The sequence below is a fragment of the Pseudomonas graminis genome, assembly GCF_900111735.1.
In the GTDB taxonomy this organism is placed as follows: Bacteria; Pseudomonadota; Gammaproteobacteria; order Pseudomonadales; family Pseudomonadaceae; genus Aquipseudomonas; species Aquipseudomonas graminis.
Genome location: NZ_FOHW01000011.1, coordinates 40,040 through 57,906, shown reverse-complemented (window position 1 = coordinate 57,906; position 17,867 = coordinate 40,040). Strand labels below are relative to the sequence as shown.

At 57.9% G+C, this 17,867-nt stretch carries 15 protein-coding genes and 2 tRNA genes; 1 reads left to right on the top strand and 16 read right to left on the bottom strand.

What is annotated here, in order from left to right; genetic code table 11:
• Positions 1-18: 18 nt before the first annotated feature.
• The 9 genes from rimP to rlmE form a co-directional block, all read right to left on the bottom strand.
• Positions 19-477: a ribosome maturation factor RimP gene (gene rimP, locus BMY98_RS10665; RefSeq protein ID WP_074888710.1), complete on the bottom strand. Its 459-nt coding sequence runs from the start codon at positions 475-477 to the stop codon at positions 19-21.
• A 128-nt stretch (positions 478-605) separates the two neighbouring features.
• Positions 606-682, bottom strand: a tRNA-Met gene (locus tag BMY98_RS10660).
• Positions 683-779: 97 nt separating this feature from the next.
• A tRNA-Leu gene (locus BMY98_RS10655) sits at positions 780-865 on the bottom strand.
• Between the two features lie 44 nt (positions 866-909).
• Positions 910-1,293, bottom strand: coding sequence for a preprotein translocase subunit SecG (gene secG / locus BMY98_RS10650; RefSeq protein WP_074888489.1), 384 nt, complete (start codon positions 1,291-1,293; stop codon positions 910-912).
• A 4-nt stretch (positions 1,294-1,297) separates the two neighbouring features.
• The gene (tpiA, locus tag BMY98_RS10645) at positions 1,298-2,053 is read right to left on the bottom strand and encodes a triose-phosphate isomerase (protein WP_074888486.1); all 756 of its coding nucleotides are present in this window, start codon (positions 2,051-2,053) and stop codon (positions 1,298-1,300) included.
• Positions 2,054-2,119: 66 nt separating this feature from the next.
• Complete coding sequence (glmM, locus tag BMY98_RS10640) at positions 2,120-3,463, bottom strand: phosphoglucosamine mutase (RefSeq protein ID WP_074888483.1); 1,344 nt, start codon at positions 3,461-3,463, stop codon at positions 2,120-2,122.
• Positions 3,464-3,479: 16 nt separating this feature from the next.
• On the bottom strand, positions 3,480-4,331 hold the full coding sequence (gene folP, locus BMY98_RS10635) for a dihydropteroate synthase (protein ID WP_074888480.1): 852 nt from the start codon (positions 4,329-4,331) through the stop codon (positions 3,480-3,482).
• An 8-nt stretch (positions 4,332-4,339) separates the two neighbouring features.
• Entirely contained in the window at positions 4,340-6,250 is a 1,911-nt protein-coding gene (gene ftsH, locus BMY98_RS10630; protein WP_074888478.1) for an ATP-dependent zinc metalloprotease FtsH, read from the bottom strand.
• A 189-nt stretch (positions 6,251-6,439) separates the two neighbouring features.
• On the bottom strand, positions 6,440-7,090 hold the full coding sequence (gene rlmE, locus BMY98_RS10625; protein WP_074888475.1) for a 23S rRNA (uridine(2552)-2'-O)-methyltransferase RlmE: 651 nt from the start codon (positions 7,088-7,090) through the stop codon (positions 6,440-6,442).
• A gap of 107 nt (positions 7,091-7,197) precedes the next feature.
• Between rlmE and BMY98_RS10620 the strand changes: the two genes are divergently transcribed.
• Positions 7,198-7,506 carry a YhbY family RNA-binding protein gene (locus tag BMY98_RS10620; RefSeq protein WP_074888472.1) on the top strand — a complete coding sequence of 103 codons (309 nt, stop codon included), beginning with the start codon at positions 7,198-7,200 and terminating at the stop codon, positions 7,504-7,506.
• A gap of 181 nt (positions 7,507-7,687) precedes the next feature.
• Here the strand turns inward: BMY98_RS10620 and greA are convergent, their stop codons facing one another.
• The 7 genes from greA to grpE form a co-directional block, all read right to left on the bottom strand.
• Positions 7,688-8,164 (bottom strand): transcription elongation factor GreA, encoded by a 477-nt coding sequence (greA, locus tag BMY98_RS10615; protein ID WP_037015137.1) that lies wholly within the window; start codon positions 8,162-8,164, stop codon positions 7,688-7,690.
• Positions 8,161-11,382, bottom strand: a complete 3,222-nt coding sequence (gene carB, locus BMY98_RS10610) for a carbamoyl-phosphate synthase large subunit (RefSeq protein ID WP_074888468.1) — start codon at positions 11,380-11,382, stop codon at positions 8,161-8,163. Before carB ends, greA begins: the two co-directional genes overlap by 4 nt.
• Before the next feature lie 122 nt (positions 11,383-11,504).
• Entirely contained in the window at positions 11,505-12,641 is a 1,137-nt protein-coding gene (gene carA / locus BMY98_RS10605; RefSeq protein WP_065987610.1) for a glutamine-hydrolyzing carbamoyl-phosphate synthase small subunit, read from the bottom strand.
• A 301-nt stretch (positions 12,642-12,942) separates the two neighbouring features.
• Positions 12,943-13,749, bottom strand: a complete 807-nt coding sequence (gene dapB / locus BMY98_RS10600; RefSeq protein WP_074888465.1) for a 4-hydroxy-tetrahydrodipicolinate reductase — start codon at positions 13,747-13,749, stop codon at positions 12,943-12,945.
• A gap of 10 nt (positions 13,750-13,759) precedes the next feature.
• On the bottom strand, positions 13,760-14,890 hold the full coding sequence (gene dnaJ / locus BMY98_RS10595; protein ID WP_074888462.1) for a molecular chaperone DnaJ: 1,131 nt from the start codon (positions 14,888-14,890) through the stop codon (positions 13,760-13,762).
• Positions 14,891-15,213: 323 nt separating this feature from the next.
• Positions 15,214-17,133, bottom strand: a complete 1,920-nt coding sequence (dnaK, locus tag BMY98_RS10590) for a molecular chaperone DnaK (RefSeq protein WP_074888458.1) — start codon at positions 17,131-17,133, stop codon at positions 15,214-15,216.
• A gap of 102 nt (positions 17,134-17,235) precedes the next feature.
• Positions 17,236-17,802: a nucleotide exchange factor GrpE gene (grpE, locus tag BMY98_RS10585; RefSeq protein ID WP_074888454.1), complete on the bottom strand. Its 567-nt coding sequence runs from the start codon at positions 17,800-17,802 to the stop codon at positions 17,236-17,238.
• Positions 17,803-17,867 lie beyond the last annotated feature (65 nt).

Below are 17,867 nucleotides of genomic sequence, written 5' to 3'. Positions count from 1 at the left end.
CGCTGTATCTGGCACGTCTTAGTCAAACGTGGGAATAATGTTGGCTTTGTCGATCAGATCGATCGGCAACAGAAACTCGTGATCTTCAACCTGAACCACGACGTCCTGCTCCTCCACCCCGCGGAGAAGGCCTTGAAAGTTGCGTCGACCTTCAAAGGGTGAACGCAGCTTTATCTTCACTTGTGCCCCGGCAAACTCCGCAAACTGCTCAATGGTGAACAGTGGGCGTTCCATGCCTGGAGAGGAAACTTCGAGCGTGTATTCGGAGCTGATCGGATCTTCTACATCCAGAATACCGCTGACCTGACGGCTGACGATCGCGCAATCGTCCACCAACACGCCGCCTTCTTTATCGATATAGACGCGCAACATCGAGTGGCGCCCTTGAGACGAATACTCGATACCCCAGCATTCATAGCCTAGGGCCACGACCACCGGGGCCAGCAAGGCCTGCAACTCTTCTAGCTTGCTCGACACCTGAACCCCCTCGTGCATGCTGCAAATAAAAAATGGGCAAAAGCCCAATCATGAAAAACGCCTGCGAATAGCGGCGTCATAAAGTGTCCAGCTAACAAAAAGCCCCTGAAAAGGGGCTCCGCTAAAACTGGTTGCGGGGGCTGGATTTGAACCAACGACCTTCGGGTTATGAGCCCGACGAGCTACCAGACTGCTCCACCCCGCGACAAAGCTGGGGCGGAAGTATACGACCGATCCAAATCTGGGTCAATCCGACACATCCACCTACAAGAAAGCCCGCTACTGCGGGCTTTCTTGTTAATTGGTACCGAGAAGGGGACTCGAACCCCTACACCCTATGGGCACAACCACCTCAAGGTTGCGTGTCTACCAATTCCACCACCTCGGCATTACAACTCTTTTGCAGCCCCAAAAACAGCTGCGAATCCGGTATTACTTCTGCTCTGGTGTAGCAGGAACATCAGCAGGTACTGCAGCTGGTTTCTGTTGCCCTTCCAGAACCGGAACATCATCTGCTGCCGGCTTTTGCTTCACTTCCAGTACCGCTGGATTTGGCAAACCTACTTGAGTCAGCTGGTGAGCTTTCTCTTTAGCAAAGTAACCTAACCCTAAGCTGGTCATGAAGAAACAGGCGGCAAGTATAGCAGTAAGTTTACTGAGAAAGGTAGAGGAACCTTGTCCACCGAACACAGTATTTGATGCACCTGCTCCAAATGATGCGCCAGCGTCAGCACCTTTACCCTGCTGCAGCAAAACCAGAGCAACAACGCCCAGAGCACCCAGCAGATGAAGAACGACTACGACTGTTTCCAGCATTTTTTCAGTTTCCCGCGGCGCGAATGATCGCACCGAACTCATCTGCATTCAGGGAGGCGCCACCAATGAGGCCTCCATCGATATCCGGCATGCCGAACAGTTCGACCGCATTGGCCGCCTTCACGCTGCCGCCATATAGAAGACGCACACCTTGTGCGACTTCAGAATTCTCTTTCTTCAACTGCGCACGAATCGCTGCATGCACTTCCTGCGCCTGTTCCGGCGAGGCAGTCAGTCCGGTACCAATTGCCCAGACTGGCTCATAAGCAATGACCGCATTAACGAAAGCACCAATACCAAGTTCTTCGATGATGCTGCCAAGCTGCTGACCAACCACTTCGAGCGTCTTGCCGGCTTCTCGCTCTTCGAGCGTCTCACCAATGCACAGTATCGGGATCAAGCCTGCTGCCTGAGCAGCCTCGAACTTGCGATTCAGAACCTCATTGCTTTCGCCCATTATCTGGCGACGCTCCGAGTGCCCCACGAGCACGAACTTGCAACCTGCATCAGCCAACTGAGTCGACGACACTTCTCCAGTCAACGCGCCCTGCCCGGCCTGAGGGGCGCAATTCTGCGCACCGACAGAGATCGACTGCCCTTCCAGGCAATCAACCACAAGACTCACGTGCAGGCTTGGCGGGAAGACCGCCACATCTACGCCACCCGGAAGGGCGAGATTTGCAAGACCCTCGATCAGCTCAGCGACGCTGGCGCGGGTACCGTGCATCTTCCAGTTACCAGCTACCATAGGGCGACGCATGCTGTACCTCGTCGGTCAAAGTGGGCGCAGATGTTACCCAACAGTTTCAACACTGGCAAGCCGAAATCAGGCGCAAACTTCAGCAACCAGTTTTGCCAGTTGATCGGCATACCCGCGCACCACGATTTCGTCCTCGCCCTCGACCATCACACGCACCAGCGGCTCGGTCCCGGACTTGCGCAGAAGCACACGTCCACGCCCTGCCATGGCGGCGGTCACACGATCACAGGCCTCAATGACGGCGGGGTGCTTGACCGGATCGACACCTCCACCCTCAAAGCGAACATTGATCAATACCTGAGGGCATTTCTTAAGGCCTTCGCGCGATTGCGCCAGGCTCTGCCCGGTACGCTTCATCGACAGCAGTACCTGCAATGCAGCAATGATCGCATCCCCCGTCGTGGTATGCCGGAAGCACACGACATGGCCCGAGTTCTCGCCGCCCACTTGCCAATCGCGCTCAAGCAGCTCGGCGATGACATAACGGTCGCCGACGTTGGCGCGCACGAACGGGATGTCGAGATCCGCAAGCGCCAGCTCCAGCCCGAGGTTGCTCATCAGGGTGCCAACGACGCCTCCCTGCAATTGCCCTCGCTCCTGAAGGTCGCGCGCAATGATGTAAAGCAGTTCGTCACCATCGACGATCGCGCCGGTATGGTCGACCATCAGTACGCGGTCGCCGTCACCATCGAAACCGATGCCCAGGTCAGCACCATGCTCGACAACGGCAGCCTGTAGCGCCCCCATGTGGGTGGAACCGCAGTTGTCATTGATGTTGAGCCCATTGGGAGCGGCCGACAGCACAGTAACGTCGGCGCCAAGCTCACGGAACACATTCGGCGCTACCTTGTACGTCGCACCATGGGCGCAATCGACAACGATCTTTAGCCCGTCGAAATCGGTACTGGTCGGAACACTGCTTTTACAGAATTCGATGTAGCGGCCCGCGGCGTCGTTGATACGGGACACCTTGCCGAGCTTTTCGGATTCCTCGACGGTCATCGGTGCATCGAGCAGTTCTTCGATCATCAGTTCGATCTCGTCAGGGAGCTTGGTGCCCTGCCCGGAGAAGAACTTGATGCCGTTGTCATAATGCGGATTATGCGACGCACTGATCACGATGCCCGCTTCGGCATGGAATGTACGCGTCAGATAAGCGATCGCCGGCGTCGGCATCGGACCAAGGAGCATCACGTCCGCACCCGCAGCAGATAATCCGGCTTCGAGCGCCGACTCAAACATGTAGCCCGAGATGCGCGTGTCCTTACCCACCAGAATCCGGCATGCGCCCATTTTCCGGAAGGCCATCCCTGCCGCCCATCCCAGCTTCAGCATGAAATCAGGGGTGATCGGGAATTGACCAACACGACCGCGAATACCGTCGGTACCGAAATATTTTTTAGTGCTCATGGGTGCTCCAGATTTCTTATTTTGCTGACTGAACAGCAGCAATCATACGCACCACATCTACCGTCTCCGGGACGTCGTGCACACGTAGAATTTTTGCGCCATTGATCATCGCCATGGCGGCCAGCGCGAGCGCGCCATGCAGACGCTGATCAACAGGCTTGTCGAGAACCTTGCCGATCATGCTCTTGCGAGAAACACCGACCAGCAGAGGACGGCCCAATACATGAAGGGCCTCCATGTGCTTGAAGAGGCTCAGATTATGCTCAAGGGTCTTGGCGAAGCCAAACCCTGGATCAAGGATGATCCTCTCGACAGGGATGCCTGCCGCGACACACTGCTCCATGCGCTCGCGCAAGAATGCACTGACCTCACCAACCAGATCAGTGTAGTGAGGGTCATTCTGCATGTCCGTCGGCTCGCCGCGCATGTGCATGAGGCATACGGGTAAGCCCGTTGCCACAGCGGCATCGAGCGCCCCGTCACGACGAAGCGCGCGAACATCGTTGATGAGTCCTGCTCCCAGGCGGGCGGTCTCGCGAATGACAGCAGGCGTGGAAGTGTCTACCGAAATGATCACATCCAACTCGGCACTGATTGCCTCAACGACAGGCGCCACGCGCTCCAGTTCTTCAACGGGAGAAACAGATCGCGCACCGGGCCGAGTTGACTCGCCCCCGACGTCGATCAGGGTCGCACCGGCCAGCATCATCGCTTCGGCATGACGCAGCGCCAAGTCTCGCTGCGCAAAGCGGCCGCCGTCCGAGAACGAATCAGGTGTGATATTGAGGATCCCCATCACGTGCGTGCGGGATAAATCAAGAACCCGGTTGCCGCAAGGCAACCGGGTCGGGTGAAGCGCAGAAGTCATGTCAGACCTTAGTGTTCGGCAGCAGGACCGCCAATCGGCGATTCCGGACGCGGACCTACAGGTGCGATAGGGGTGCCGGAATCCCCGGAGCCACCTTCCCAGTCGCGAGGTTCGCGTGGCGGACGGCCTGCCATGATGTCATCGATCTGTTCAGCGTCGATCGTCTCGTATTTCATCAGCGCATCAGCCATCGCTTCCAGCTTGTCGCGATTGTCAGTGAGGATCTGTCTTGCAGTTCCGTAGCACTGATCAATGATGCTCCGCACTTCGGAGTCGATCAGACGCGCCGTGTCACCGGAGAGACTGGCATTCTGACCGCCACCGCCGCGACCCAGGTAACCGCCTTCTTCCTCGTCCGAATACATCAAAGGACCGAGCTTCTCGGAGAGCCCCCACTTGGTAACCATGTTTCGAGCGATCTGACTGGCTCGCATGATGTCGTTGGAAGCGCCGGTGGTTACACCATCGAAGCCCAACGTCATTTCTTCCGCAATACGACCGCCGTACAGCGAACAGATCTGACTGATCAGCGCACGCTTGGACAGACTGTAGCGGTCTTCCTCGGGGAGGAACATCGTTACACCCAATGCACGACCGCGCGGGATGATCGACACTTTGTAAACCGGATCATGCTCTGGCACAACGCGACCAACGATTGCATGACCTGCCTCGTGATACGCCGTATTGCGCTTCTCTTTGTCGGACATGACCATCGATTTGCGCTCAGCGCCCATCATGATCTTATCTTTCGCCAGTTCGAACTCTTTCATCTCGACGATGCGCTTACCGGTGCGGGCGGCAAACAGCGACGCTTCGTTGACCAGGTTGGCCAGATCAGCACCGGAGAAACCCGGGGTACCGCGAGCGATAACGCCTGGCTGAACGTCGTCACCCATTGGCACTTTGCGCATGTGTACTTTAAGAATCTGCTCACGACCGCGGATATCGGGCAAGCCCACCACTACCTGACGGTCGAAACGGCCCGGACGCAGCAGCGCAGGGTCGAGGACGTCCGGACGGTTGGTGGCGGCAATCACGATGATGCCGTCATTCATTTCAAAGCCGTCCATCTCAACCAGCAATTGGTTGAGTGTCTGCTCGCGCTCATCATGACCACCGCCCATGCCGCCGCCACGGTGGCGACCTACGGCATCGATTTCATCGATGAAGATGATGCAGGGCGCGTGCTTCTTGGCCTGTTCAAACATGTCACGAACACGGCTTGCACCCACCCCGACGAACATCTCGACGAAGTCGGAACCGGAGATCGTGAAAAACGGAACCTTGGCTTCACCCGCGATGGCCTTCGCGATCAGGGTTTTACCTGTACCTGGAGGGCCCACCATGAGGACGCCGCGAGGGATGCGACCGCCCAGGCGCTGGAACTTGCCCGGGTCGCGGAGAAACTCGACGAGCTCGCCGACTTCCTCCTTGGCCTCATCACAACCGGCGACATCAGCCAGCGTAGTTTTGACCTGATCCTCGGACAACAGGCGCGCCTTGCTTTTACCGAAGCTCATCGGTCCGCCTTTGCCCCCCGCACCGCCCTGCATCTGGCGCATGAAGAACATGAAGACAGCAATAATCACGAGGATAGGGAAGCTGGCGACAAGGAGCTGAGTCCAGATGCTTTGCTGCTCTGGCTGCTTGCCCTCGATCACAACGTGGTTGTCGACCAAGTCACCGATCAGCCCGTTGTCCTGAATGGCCGGGCGGATAGTTTTGAAGGAGTCGCCATCACTGCGCTTGCCCGTAATGACGTAACCGTCAACGGCAACCTTCTCGACTTTGCCGTCCTTCACCTGCTGGATGAATTCGGAATAGTTGAGGGTCTGCGGCTCGTTAGGACTGGAGAAGTTGTTCATCACGGTCACGAGAACCGCCGCGATGATCAACCACAGGATCAAATTCTTTGCCATATCGTTCAATTAGCTACCCTCTGAAGCAAGCTCCACGCTGGAGCGTGCCTCGCATGATATTTACCGGCCTAACGTACTACAGATCCTACAGGCGTGGCAGGCGGCGTCTGTAACCCTTTGTGAAACTTTGACTACACGATGTTGGTTACGCTCCCTTGATAAAGCCATTTGAAAAAAGCTATCGCTTGATCAGAGGCGCTCATCGCTTGCGGAGCCTTCTATGCCGCGAAAGCCTCGACCCAACAAATATTGCTCTCTTGAACGATCTCGCGACGACAACGGCTTGCGCATCTGCACCTTGTCGAACAGCTTGCGGATGTCCTTGTGGTACACGTCAAAGCCCTCACCCTGGAAGACTTTGATCAGAAAATCGCCACCAGGGCGCAGTACGCGGCCGGCCAGATCAAGCGCCAGCTCACAGAGAAACATTGCGCGCGGCATGTCCACAGCGCTCAATCCACTCATATTGGGGGCCATGTCGGAAATCACAAGGTCTACCTGTGTATTACCGACAGCCTCAAGGATCTGCGCAAGCACCTCATCCCGAGTGAAATCCCCCTGGATGAAGGTCACATCGGGGATGCTGTCCATTTCGAGGATGTCGGATGCAATCAGACGGCCCTGGCCACCAATCAGACGACTGGTCACCTGCGACCAACCACCGGGGGCTGCACCAAGGTCGATCACCGTCATGCCGGGGCGGATGATTTTGTCCTTCTCTTGAATCTCCAGAAGCTTGTAACTGGCGCGAGAGCGATAGCCGTCCCGCTGCGCCATTTTGACGTACTTGTCGTCGAAGTGTTCTTTAAGCCAGTTATGGCTGGTTTTGGAACGTGCCACGGAGCACCTCAAAAAATTAGGACGAGTCGCGATTAACCGGGCGGTCCCGGACTCGCTCGGGTAAACTGGCCGCCGCTTTTTACAAGATCAGACGCAGAGGTCAGATTATGCCGCTCACTCAAGAGCAGAAGAAACAATACAAATCCATTGGTCACCATCTGAAACCGGTGTTGATGGTGGCGGACAATGGTCTGACTGAAGGTGTGTTGGCCGAACTGGAGCGCGCGCTGGGCGATCACGAGTTGATCAAGATCAAACTCAACATCCTCGACCGCGAAAGCCGCCTGGCAGCCATCGCTGAACTGTGCAAAGTCGGCAAGGCCGATCTGGTGCAGGTCATCGGCAAAATGGCGCTGATCTATCGCAAGAACCCGAAGGTCAACAAGCAGCTGTCCAACGTCCACCGCTTCAACTGATCCTGTCAGGTCAGCGACCAAAAATCGCTGGCCTTTCGATTCGGTGCTCACCTGCAAAGATGAGCGCCGACCCGGTCAGACCCCAGCTATACCAGAGCTGCGACCGCCGGTTCGAAGGGTCAGTCGATGACCATCGAACCCGCTGACTGAATCAACACCCGCGCAATGCGGGTGTCGATCATCAAACGTGACGCACTTCCACGATTTCGTACTCGATAACACCACTCGGTGTTTTCACAGCAACGACATCGCCCTCTTCCTTGCCAATCAACGCGCGAGCAAGCGGCGAACCCACCGAAATCTTGCCCAGCTTAAAGTCGGCTTCATCCTCACCCACGATGTGGTAGGTGACGCGATCGTCCGTCTCCACGTTGGCAATTTCGACAGTCGTGCCGAAGATCACTTTGCCGGTGTGAGGGATCGTAGTGACGTCAATGATCACCTGATTCTGAATCCGGCCTTCAATGTCGCGGATGCGCGCTTCGACCATGCCCTGCTGTTCGCGGGCGGCATGGTATTCAGCGTTTTCTTTGAGATCGCCCAGCTCACGCGCAGTCCCGATGTCCTGGCTGAGCTTGGGACGAACCACCTTGGTCAGATGAGCGTGTTCCTCTTCCAGGGCGCGAGCGCCCTGAACGGTCATTGGATACTTGATCATGCTTTCAGTCCTGCATGTAGATCCTGCAAGCGACGCACGGTTTTTTCAGGACCGAACTTCAGCGCTTCACAGATGGCCTCGCCTGCAGCGATGGTCGTGGTGCAGTAGATCTTGTGCTGCAGGGCATTGCGGCGAATGGAGTAGGAATCCGCGATCGACTGGCGCCCTTCGGTCGTGTTGATGATCAGCGTGACTTCGTCATTCTTGATCATGTCGACCACGTGTGGACGGCCCTCGGTCACCTTGTTGACGCGGCGGACTTTCAGCCCGGCCTCTTCGATCAGGCGTGCGGTGCCAGCAGTTGCAACGATGTCGAACCCCAGTTCGATCAAACTGCGTGCGACACCTGCCACCAGCGGTTTGTCGTCGTCACGCACACTGATGAATGCCGTGCCGCCAGTCGGCAACACTTCACTGGCGCCCATCTGGGCTTTCGCGAAGGCTTCGCCGAAGGTGTCACCGACACCCATGACTTCACCGGTCGACTTCATCTCTGGGCCCAGGATAGGGTCAACGCCCGGAAACTTGGCGAATGGGAACACCGCCTCTTTCACGCTATAGAAGTTAGGGATGATCTCTTTGGTGAAGCCGAGTTCTTTCAGGGTTTTGCCAGCCATGACGCGAGCGGCGATCATCGCCAGCGAGACACCGATGCATTTCGACACGAACGGTACGGTACGGGATGCGCGCGGGTTGACTTCGATGACGTAGATGTCCTCGCCCTGCAATGCCAGCTGTACGTTCATCAGGCCGACAACGCCGAGCTCCAGGGCCATTTTCTTGACCTGATCACGCATTTCGTCCTGGATATGCGCCGGCAGCGAATACGGTGGCAGCGAGCATGCCGAGTCACCGGAGTGAACGCCGGCCTGCTCGATGTGCTGCATGATTGCGCCGATCACCACGTCGGTGCCGTCGCAGACCGCATCAACGTCCATTTCGATGGCGCAGTTCAGGAAGTGGTCAAGCAGCACCGGGCTGTCGTTGGACACTTGCACCGCTTCACGCAGGTAGCGCTTGAGCTCTTCTTCTTCGTAGACGATCTCCATCGCACGGCCGCCCAACACATAGGACGGACGAACCACCAGCGGATAACCGATCTTCGCCGCAGCGCGAATGGCTTCGTCTTCGCTGCGCACGGTAGCGTTTGGCGGCTGACGCAGGTTCAGTCGCTCGACCATTTGCTGGAAGCGCTCGCGGTCTTCTGCACGGTCAATGGCGTCCGGGCTGGTACCGATGATCGGCACGCCTGCGGCTTCCAGTGCGCGCGCCAGCTTCAACGGAGTCTGGCCGCCGTACTGAACGATCACGCCTTTCGGCTTCTCGACGCGGACGATTTCCAGCACGTCTTCCAGGGTCACTGGCTCGAAGTACAGACGGTCAGAGGTGTCGTAGTCGGTCGATACGGTTTCCGGGTTGCAGTTGACCATGATGGTCTCGTACCCGTCCTCACGCAGCGCCAGCGCAGCGTGCACGCAGCAGTAGTCGAACTCGATGCCCTGGCCAATGCGGTTCGGACCACCACCCAGAATCATGATCTTGTCGCGATTCGTCGGGTTGGCTTCGCACTCTTCCTCGTATGTGGAGTACATGTACGCGGTGTCGGTGGCGAACTCGGCGGCGCAGGTATCGACGCGCTTGTAGACGGGCAGCACGTCCAGCTTGTGACGGTGCGTGCGCAGGTTTTTCTCGGTCACACCCAGCAGCTTGGCCAGGCGTGCATCGGAGAAGCCCTTGCGCTTCAGGCGATACATCAGGTCGCGGTCAATCGCCGACAGGCCGAGAGTTTTGACCTTCTCTTCGTCCTTGATCAGATCTTCGATCTGCACCAGGAACCACGGGTCGATCATGTTCATGCCGAAAATCTGTTCAACCGTCATGCCGGCACGGAAAGCGTCGGCGACATACCAGATGCGCTCGGCACCCGGAACCGTCAGCTCGCGCTTGAGAATGCTCATGCTTTCCGGATTGCTCAGGTCCAGCTTCGGATCGAGACCGCTGACACCTACTTCAAGGCCGCGCAGGGCTTTCTGCAGGGATTCCTGGAAAGTCCGGCCGATGGCCATGACTTCGCCGACCGACTTCATTTGAGTGGTCAGGCGCGCATCAGCCTTGGCGAACTTCTCGAACGCAAAGCGTGGCAGCTTGGTGACGACGTAGTCGATCGATGGCTCGAACGACGCCGGGGTTTTGCCGCCGGTGATTTCGTTCTGCAGTTCGTCCAGCGTGTAGCCGACAGCCAGCTTGGCTGCGACTCGCGCGATCGGGAAACCGGTAGCCTTGGAAGCCAGCGCGGAAGAACGAGAAACCCGTGGGTTCATCTCGATCACGACCATGCGGCCGGTGTCGGGGCAGATACCGAACTGAACGTTCGAGCCGCCTGTTTCTACGCCGATCTCACGCAGGACCGCCAGCGAGGCGTTACGCAGGATCTGGTATTCCTTGTCGGTGAGCGTCTGTGCCGGCGCGACCGTGATGGAGTCGCCGGTGTGCACACCCATCGGGTCGAAGTTTTCGATGGAGCAAACGATGATGCAGTTGTCCTTTTTGTCGCGGACAACTTCCATTTCGTATTCTTTCCAGCCGATCAGCGACTCGTCGATCAGCAGCTCTTTGGTCGGCGACAGGTCGAGACCGCGGGCGCAGATTTCTTCGAACTCTTCACGGTTGTACGCGATGCCGCCACCGGTGCCGCCCATGGTGAAGGACGGGCGAATGATGCACGGGAAGCCCAGCTTTTCGAGGACCACATTGGCCTCTTCCATGCTATGGGCGATACCGGAACGCGGGCACGCAAGGCCGATGGACTTCATGGCCTTGTCGAAACGCGAGCGGTCTTCAGCTTTGTCGATGGTGTCGGCGTTGGCACCGATCATTTCAACGCCGAACTTCTCCAGAACGCCTTCGCGCTCCAGATCCAGCGCGCAGTTCAGTGCGGTCTGGCCGCCCATGGTTGGCAGCAGCGCGTCAGGGCGTTCCTTTTCGATGATCTTGGCGACGGTCGCCCATTTGATCGGCTCGATGTAGGTCGCATCCGCCATGGCCGGGTCGGTCATGATGGTGGCCGGGTTCGAGTTGACCAGAATGACGCGGTAACCCTCTTCGCGCAGGGCCTTGCAGGCCTGGGCGCCGGAGTAGTCGAATTCGCAGGCCTGGCCGATTACGATCGGGCCAGCGCCAAGAATCAGGATGCTTTTAATGTCTGTACGTTTTGGCATGGGTTGTCACTCGAATCCTGTGTCAGTCGGCAAGCCGTCTTGAACATCTCAGGTGCCGGGCGGGCTATCGGACCTTGTCCGGTCCGCCGCGGCCACCTGCTCGCTACAGTCGCAAAGCAGCCTTAGCGGCGCTTGTCCATCGCTGTGATGAAACGATCGAACAGCGGCGCGACGTCGGTCGGTCCCGGGCTCGCTTCAGGGTGACCCTGGAAGCTGAACGCGTCCTTGTCGGTGCGCTCGATGCCCTGCAAGCTGCCATCGAACAGCGACTTGTGAATCGCGCGAACGTTGCTCGGCAAAGTCGCTTCGTCCACCGCAAAACCGTGGTTCTGGCTGGTGATCATGACCACGCCGGTGTCCAGGTCCTGAACAGGGTGGTTGGCACCATGGTGGCCCAGATCCATCTTGATGGTCCGAGCGCCGGACGCGAGCGCCAACAGCTGGTGACCCAGGCAGATACCAAAGACTGGAATGTCAGTCTCCAGCACGTCCTTGATCGCCTGAATGGCGTAGTCGCAAGGCTCCGGATCACCAGGGCCGTTGGACAGGAAAATACCGTCCGGCTTGAGGGCAAGCACTTCACTGGCCGGGGTCTGCGCCGGTACGACCGTTACACGGCAACCACGCTCAACCAGCATGCGCAGGATATTCAGCTTGACGCCGTAGTCCCAGGCGACCACGTGGTACTTCAAATCGGCTGCGGCAACTTCGGGGCTGCTGTCGGACTGCAGGTTCCAGACCGTGGAGCGCCACTCGTAGGTGTCTTTGGTGCTGACTTCCTTGGCGAGGTCCATGCCTTTGAGGCCCGGGAAACCTCGTGCTGCCGCGATGGCTGCTTCTTCGGAAATGTTGTCGCCAGCCATGATGCAGCCGTTTTGAGCGCCCTTCTCGCGAAGGATGCGCGTCAAACGGCGCGTGTCGATACCTGCGATCGCAACGGTTTTATTGGCCTTCAGATACTCGGCCAGCGGCATCTTGTTACGCCAGTTGCTCGCAACCAGTGGCAGGTCGCGAATCACCAGACCCGCCGCCCAGACGCGGTCAGACTCGGCATCTTCCGGCGTGGTGCCGGTGTTGCCGATGTGCGGGTAAGTCAGGGTGACGATTTGCTGGGCATAGGAAGGATCGGTAAGAATTTCCTGATAGCCGGTCATTGCGGTGTTGAACACCACTTCACCAACGGTTTGACCGTCGGCACCAATGGCTTCGCCGCGAAAAATGCTGCCATCAGCAAGGGCGAGTATGGCTGGCTTAGTCAAGAAGACCTCCCGTAATAAAGCCTGAAAGGGCGATCGCAGGTTGTAAAAAAGCGGAATGACGTATAGACACGTCACCCCGCTTTTTTCATAGAATTATCTGCGCGCTTTTAGTGGACACACTAAAGCTGTAGCTTACAGAAAGAGGTCTTTTTAATCCACCGCTAAAATTGCCCTGAGGGCTGGGGAGTGCGACGGGACATCGCGTAGCGGGTGTGCGATAGCGTAAAACTGCCGGCAGGATACAGGGAAAGCCCCTCTCCTGCCCGCATTGTTACCCGACACGACTCGAGCTCCGATGGGCTTAGCGCAGGTCGAGTACGTCCTGCATGTCGTAAAGCCCCGGCGCCTTGCCATCGAGCCACAGCGCGGCACGCACTGCCCCCTTGGCGAAGGTCATGCGACTCGACGCCTTGTGCGTAATCTCCAGACGCTCACCCTCGGCGGCGAACAGCACAGTGTGATCACCTACAACGTCACCGCCCCGGATTGTGGCGAAGCCGATCGTCTCGCGCTCACGAACACCCGTGTAGCCCTCACGACCATAGACGGCGACCTTGCTCAAATCACGCCCCAGGGCATTGGCAACGACCTCACCCATGCTGACCGCCGTACCCGACGGCGCGTCGACCTTATTGCGGTGGTGAGCTTCGATGATTTCGATGTCCGCGTCTTCACCCATCACTCGCGCCGCCAGATCCAGCAGCTTGAACGACAGGTTCACACCCACACTGAAATTGGACGCGAAGACAACAGGGATATCCCGGCTCGCCTCCACCAGCAAGCGCTTTTGTTCGACGCTCAAACCGGTAGTACCAATGACCATCGCCTTGCCCGCCTTGCGGCAAAACGCCAGGTTTTTCAGCATGACGTCCGGCAATGTGAAGTCGATCAGCACGTCGAACTCGTCGGCGACCTGCTCCAGATTACCGGTCAACTGAACACCGATGCGCCCCAGCGATGCGAGCTCGCCGGCGTCGGCACCGATCATCGTGCTACCGGGCCGCACGATTGCTGCTGTCAGTCCGGTGAGCGGAGCGCGATCCTGCACCGCCTCAATCAGGTTCTTGCCCATGCGCCCGGCGGCGCCCATCACAGCAATGCGTCGCATGCCCTGCTCCTCAGAGATCGCCGAAGAAGCGCTTCACGCCTTCGAACCAGCCGCTGGCCTTGGGCGAATGAGAGCTGTCGCCGTCAAGGGATGCACGGAGCTCTTCGAGAAGCTCGCGCTGACGACGACCCAGGTTGACCGGTGTCTCTACTGCCACACGGCACATCAGGTCGCCGGCGCCGCCACCACGCACAGGGGCAACGCCCTTGCCGCGCAGACGGAACTGCTTACCGGTTTGCGTACCTTCCGGGATCTTCAACTTGACTCGACCGTCCAGCGTCGGCACTTCCAGTTCGCCACCCAGTGCAGCGTCGGTGAAGCTGATCGGCACTTCGCAGTACAGATGCTTGCCGTCGCGCTGGAAGATCGCGTGTTCACGCACATTGATCACGACATACAGGTCGCCGGCTGGGCCGCCCTGGGTCCCCGCTTCGCCTTCGCCCGACAGACGAATACGGTCGCCGGTATCGACACCTGGCGGCACCTTGACCGACAGCGTCTTGGACTCTTCGACACGACCTTCGCCATGGCAGGAGTCGCATGGATCGGAGATGATCTTGCCGTTGCCGTGGCAACGCGGACAGGTCTGCTGTACAGAGAAGAAGCCCTGCTGCATGCGCACCTGGCCAATGCCGCCGCATGTCGGGCAGGTGACCGGGGACGAGCCCTTTTTGGCGCCGCTGCCGTCGCACGGTTTGCAGTTGACCAGAGTCGGCACACGGATGCTGACGGTCGTGCCGCGCACTGCCTCTTCAAGATTCAATTCGAGGGTATAGCGAAGGTCGCTGCCACGCTGGGCACCGCCACGACCACCGCCGCCTGCGCGACCGCCGCCGAAGAAGTCGCTGAAGACATCACCGAAGATGTCGGAGAAGTTGGCGCCACCGCCGCCGAAACCGCCACCCCCCATGCCTTGATCGACACCGGCATGACCGTATTGGTCATAGGCCGCGCGCTTGCTGGCATCGGATAGTACTTCGTACGCTTCGTTGGCTTCTTTGAAGGCGTCTTCCGAAGCCTTGTCACCCGGGTTGCGGTCAGGGTGAAATTTCATTGCGAGACGGCGATACGCCTTTTTCAGGTCCGCTTCGCTGGAGCCACGCTCCACTCCCAATACTTCGTAATAATCACGCTTTGACATAAATTTTCCGCACTCTTGAGGACGTCCGGCATGACCCTCCTGAGCCTGCCGAACTCGTTGAGCCCCTTTCAGGCCCGGACCCAACTCACGTCAATTAAACGATCCTGGTCTTGGTTCAACGGCCTTCGATCGACCGAGAAAAGCGGCTGAACAAGCCGGAGTGCAGGAGCATCCGGCTTTGCCACAAAGCCCGCGAATCAGCTTCGCAAGCTCGAAAATTTTGGGTGTTCCAGACACGCCAACGCGGGAGCAAGCTCCCGCGCGGCGACATCCTACCAGCGACCACTGGAAAGCGGTCAACCGACGATCAAGTGAGCCTGCGCTTACTTGTGGTCTTTTACTTCTTCGAACTCGGCGTCGACAACATCGTCCGCCGGCTTGCTTTCTTCCTGAGCCGGCTGAGCACCGCCTTCAGGTTTCTCGGCTTGCTCGGCGTACATCTTCTGAGCGACCGGCGCAGAGACTTTCGACAACTCTTCGATCTTGGCGTCGATGGCAGCTTTGTCGTCGCCTTTCACAGCGGCTTCAAGTGCAACCAGTGCGGCCTCGATAGCGGTCTTCTCTTCGGCGGTGACTTTATCGCCAGCGTCCGAGATCATTTTGCGAGTCGAGTGAACCAGCGCATCGCCCTGGTTTCGGGCAGAGGCCAGCTCTTCGAACTTGCGGTCTTCGTCCGAGTTTGCTTCAGCGTCGCGAATCATCTGCTGGATTTCTTCATCCGACAGACCGGAGTTGGCCTTGATCACGATCGACTGAGTCTTGCCAGTCGCCTTGTCTTTCGCGCCGACGTGCAGAATGCCGTTGGCATCGATGTCGAAGGTCACTTCGATCTGAGGTACACCGCGTGGCGCTGGTGGAATCTCGGCCAGGTCGAACTTGCCCAAAGACTTGTTCTGAGCGGCTTGCTTACGCTCACCCTGCAGCACGTGAATGGTCACAGCGCCCTGGTTGTCATCGGCAGTCGAGAACACTTGCGATTTCTTGGTAGGAATCGTGGTGTTTTTCTCGATCAGCGCAGTCATCACGCCGCCCATGGTTTCGATACCCAGGGTCAGCGGGCTGACGTCCAGCAGCAGAACGTCTTTCACGTCGCCGGCCAGTACCGCACCCTGAATGGCAGCACCCATGGCCACGGCTTCGTCAGGGTTGACGTCTTTGCGCGCTTCTTTACCGAAGAACTCGGTCACCTTCTGCTGAACCAGTGGCATGCGGGTCTGACCGCCGACCAGGATCACGTCGTTGATCGCGCCGATGTCGATACCGGAGTCTTTCAGCGCAATGCGGCAAGGCTCGATGGTGCGTTGAACCAGGTCTTCAACCAGCGATTCCAGCTTGGCGCGCGAGATCTTCACGTTCAAGTGCTTGGGACCGGTGGCATCTGCTGTGATGTAAGGCAGATTCACGTCGGTCGAATTGCTCGAAGACAGCTCGATCTTCGCTTTCTCGGCAGCTTCTTTCAGACGCTGCATCGCCAGCGGATCACCTTTCAGGTTCATGCCGGATTCTTTCTTGAATTCGTCGACCAGGTAATCAATCAGGCGGATGTCGAAGTCTTCACCGCCGAGGAAGGTGTCGCCGTTGGTGGCCAACACTTCAAACTGGTGCTCGCCATCGACTTCAGCGATTTCAATGACGGAGACGTCGAACGTACCGCCACCCAAGTCATAGACGATGACAGTGTGATCGCCCTTCGCTTTGTCCATACCGTAAGCCAATGCAGCTGCGGTCGGTTCGTTGATGATGCGCTTCACGTCCAGACCGGCAATACGACCGGCGTCTTTGGTGGCCTGACGCTGGCTGTCGTTGAAGTAGGCAGGAACGGTGATGACCGCTTCAGTCACAGTCTCGCCGAGGTAATCTTCGGCGGTTTTCTTCATCTTCTTCAGGATTTCAGCCGAAATCTGAGGAGGAGACATTTTCTTGTCGTTGACTTCAACCCATGCGTCGCCGTTGTCAGCCTTGGCGATTTTGTAAGGCACCATCTTGATGTCTTTCTGCACGACTTCTTCGTCGAACTTGCGACCGATCAGACGCTTAACCGCGTACAGGGTGTTGTGCGGATTGGTGACTGCCTGACGCTTGGCCGATTGACCCACGAGGATCTCGCCATCATTGGCGTACGCAATGATCGAAGGGGTGGTACGAGCGCCTTCGGCGTTCTCGATAACCTTGGCCTTACCGTTTTCCAGAACCGAGACGCAGGAGTTGGTGGTCCCCAGGTCGATACCGATAATCTTGCCCATTTTTGAATCTCCCGAAACTTAAATTTGGTTGCCGCAACTGCATTTACAAATTGCGGTAATTCTTAAACGCTTGGCCTGTAAATGGGGGCCACTCAGCTAATTTCAAGCCTGCTCGTCAATAGACGGCGAAACAGGCGATGGCGCCTTGCTGACCACGACCATGGCCGGGCGAAGCAGACGACCATTGAGCTGATAACCCTTCTGGAACACCTTGAGCACGCTGTTCGGCTCCACGTCGGCGCTCTCCTGCATCGCCATTGCCTGATGGTGCTCGGCATTGAACGGCTGGCCATGAGGGTCGATGGCTTCAAGGTTGTAACGCTTGAGCGTGTCGTAGAACATTTTCAGCGTCAGTTCGATACCTTCACGCATCGGCCGGATGCTCTCGTCATCCGAGTTCGACAGGTCCAGACCACGCTCAAGGCTGTCGACGATTGGCAGCAGATCGCTGGCAAACTTCTCAAGCGCAAACTTGTGCGCTTTCTCGACGTCTTGCTCAGCACGTCGGCGGACGTTCTGCAGATCCGCAGCCACACGCAGAGACTGGTCCTGCGCCGCCTTCAGCTGTTCTTCAAGCACTTGCACACGCGTTGCCAGATCATCTTGAGAAGTCGCCGCGTCGGCAGCCTGATCCTGGGCCTGCATGTCCGGGTTCTGTTCGTCAGCCATAAACTCTCTCCTTCTAATTACATCCGTGAGCTCAACTCACGCCTCTGCCCGGCTATATGGGGTCG

What these genes read in the sequence shown, in the direction of transcription:
- folP (WP_074888480.1), bottom strand. Translation starts at nt 4,331, where the DNA reads ATGACTTCTGCGCTTCACCCGACCCGGTTGCCTTGCGGCAACCGGGTT.
- glmM (WP_074888483.1), bottom strand. Translation starts at nt 3,463, where the DNA reads ATGAGCACTAAAAAATATTTCGGTACCGACGGTATTCGCGGTCGTGTT.
- carB (WP_074888468.1), bottom strand. Translation starts at nt 11,382, where the DNA reads ATGCCAAAACGTACAGACATTAAAAGCATCCTGATTCTTGGCGCTGGC.
- BMY98_RS10620 (WP_074888472.1), top strand. Translation starts at nt 7,198, where the DNA reads ATGCCGCTCACTCAAGAGCAGAAGAAACAATACAAATCCATTGGTCAC.
- grpE (WP_074888454.1), bottom strand. Translation starts at nt 17,802, where the DNA reads ATGGCTGACGAACAGAACCCGGACATGCAGGCCCAGGATCAGGCTGCC.
- dnaJ (WP_074888462.1), bottom strand. Translation starts at nt 14,890, where the DNA reads ATGTCAAAGCGTGATTATTACGAAGTATTGGGAGTGGAGCGTGGCTCC.
- ftsH (WP_074888478.1), bottom strand. Translation starts at nt 6,250, where the DNA reads ATGGCAAAGAATTTGATCCTGTGGTTGATCATCGCGGCGGTTCTCGTG.
- tpiA (WP_074888486.1), bottom strand. Translation starts at nt 2,053, where the DNA reads ATGCGTCGCCCTATGGTAGCTGGTAACTGGAAGATGCACGGTACCCGC.
- dnaK (WP_074888458.1), bottom strand. Translation starts at nt 17,133, where the DNA reads ATGGGCAAGATTATCGGTATCGACCTGGGGACCACCAACTCCTGCGTC.
- dapB (WP_074888465.1), bottom strand. Translation starts at nt 13,749, where the DNA reads ATGCGACGCATTGCTGTGATGGGCGCCGCCGGGCGCATGGGCAAGAAC.
- greA (WP_037015137.1), bottom strand. Translation starts at nt 8,164, where the DNA reads ATGATCAAGTATCCAATGACCGTTCAGGGCGCTCGCGCCCTGGAAGAG.
- secG (WP_074888489.1), bottom strand. Translation starts at nt 1,293, where the DNA reads ATGCTGGAAACAGTCGTAGTCGTTCTTCATCTGCTGGGTGCTCTGGGC.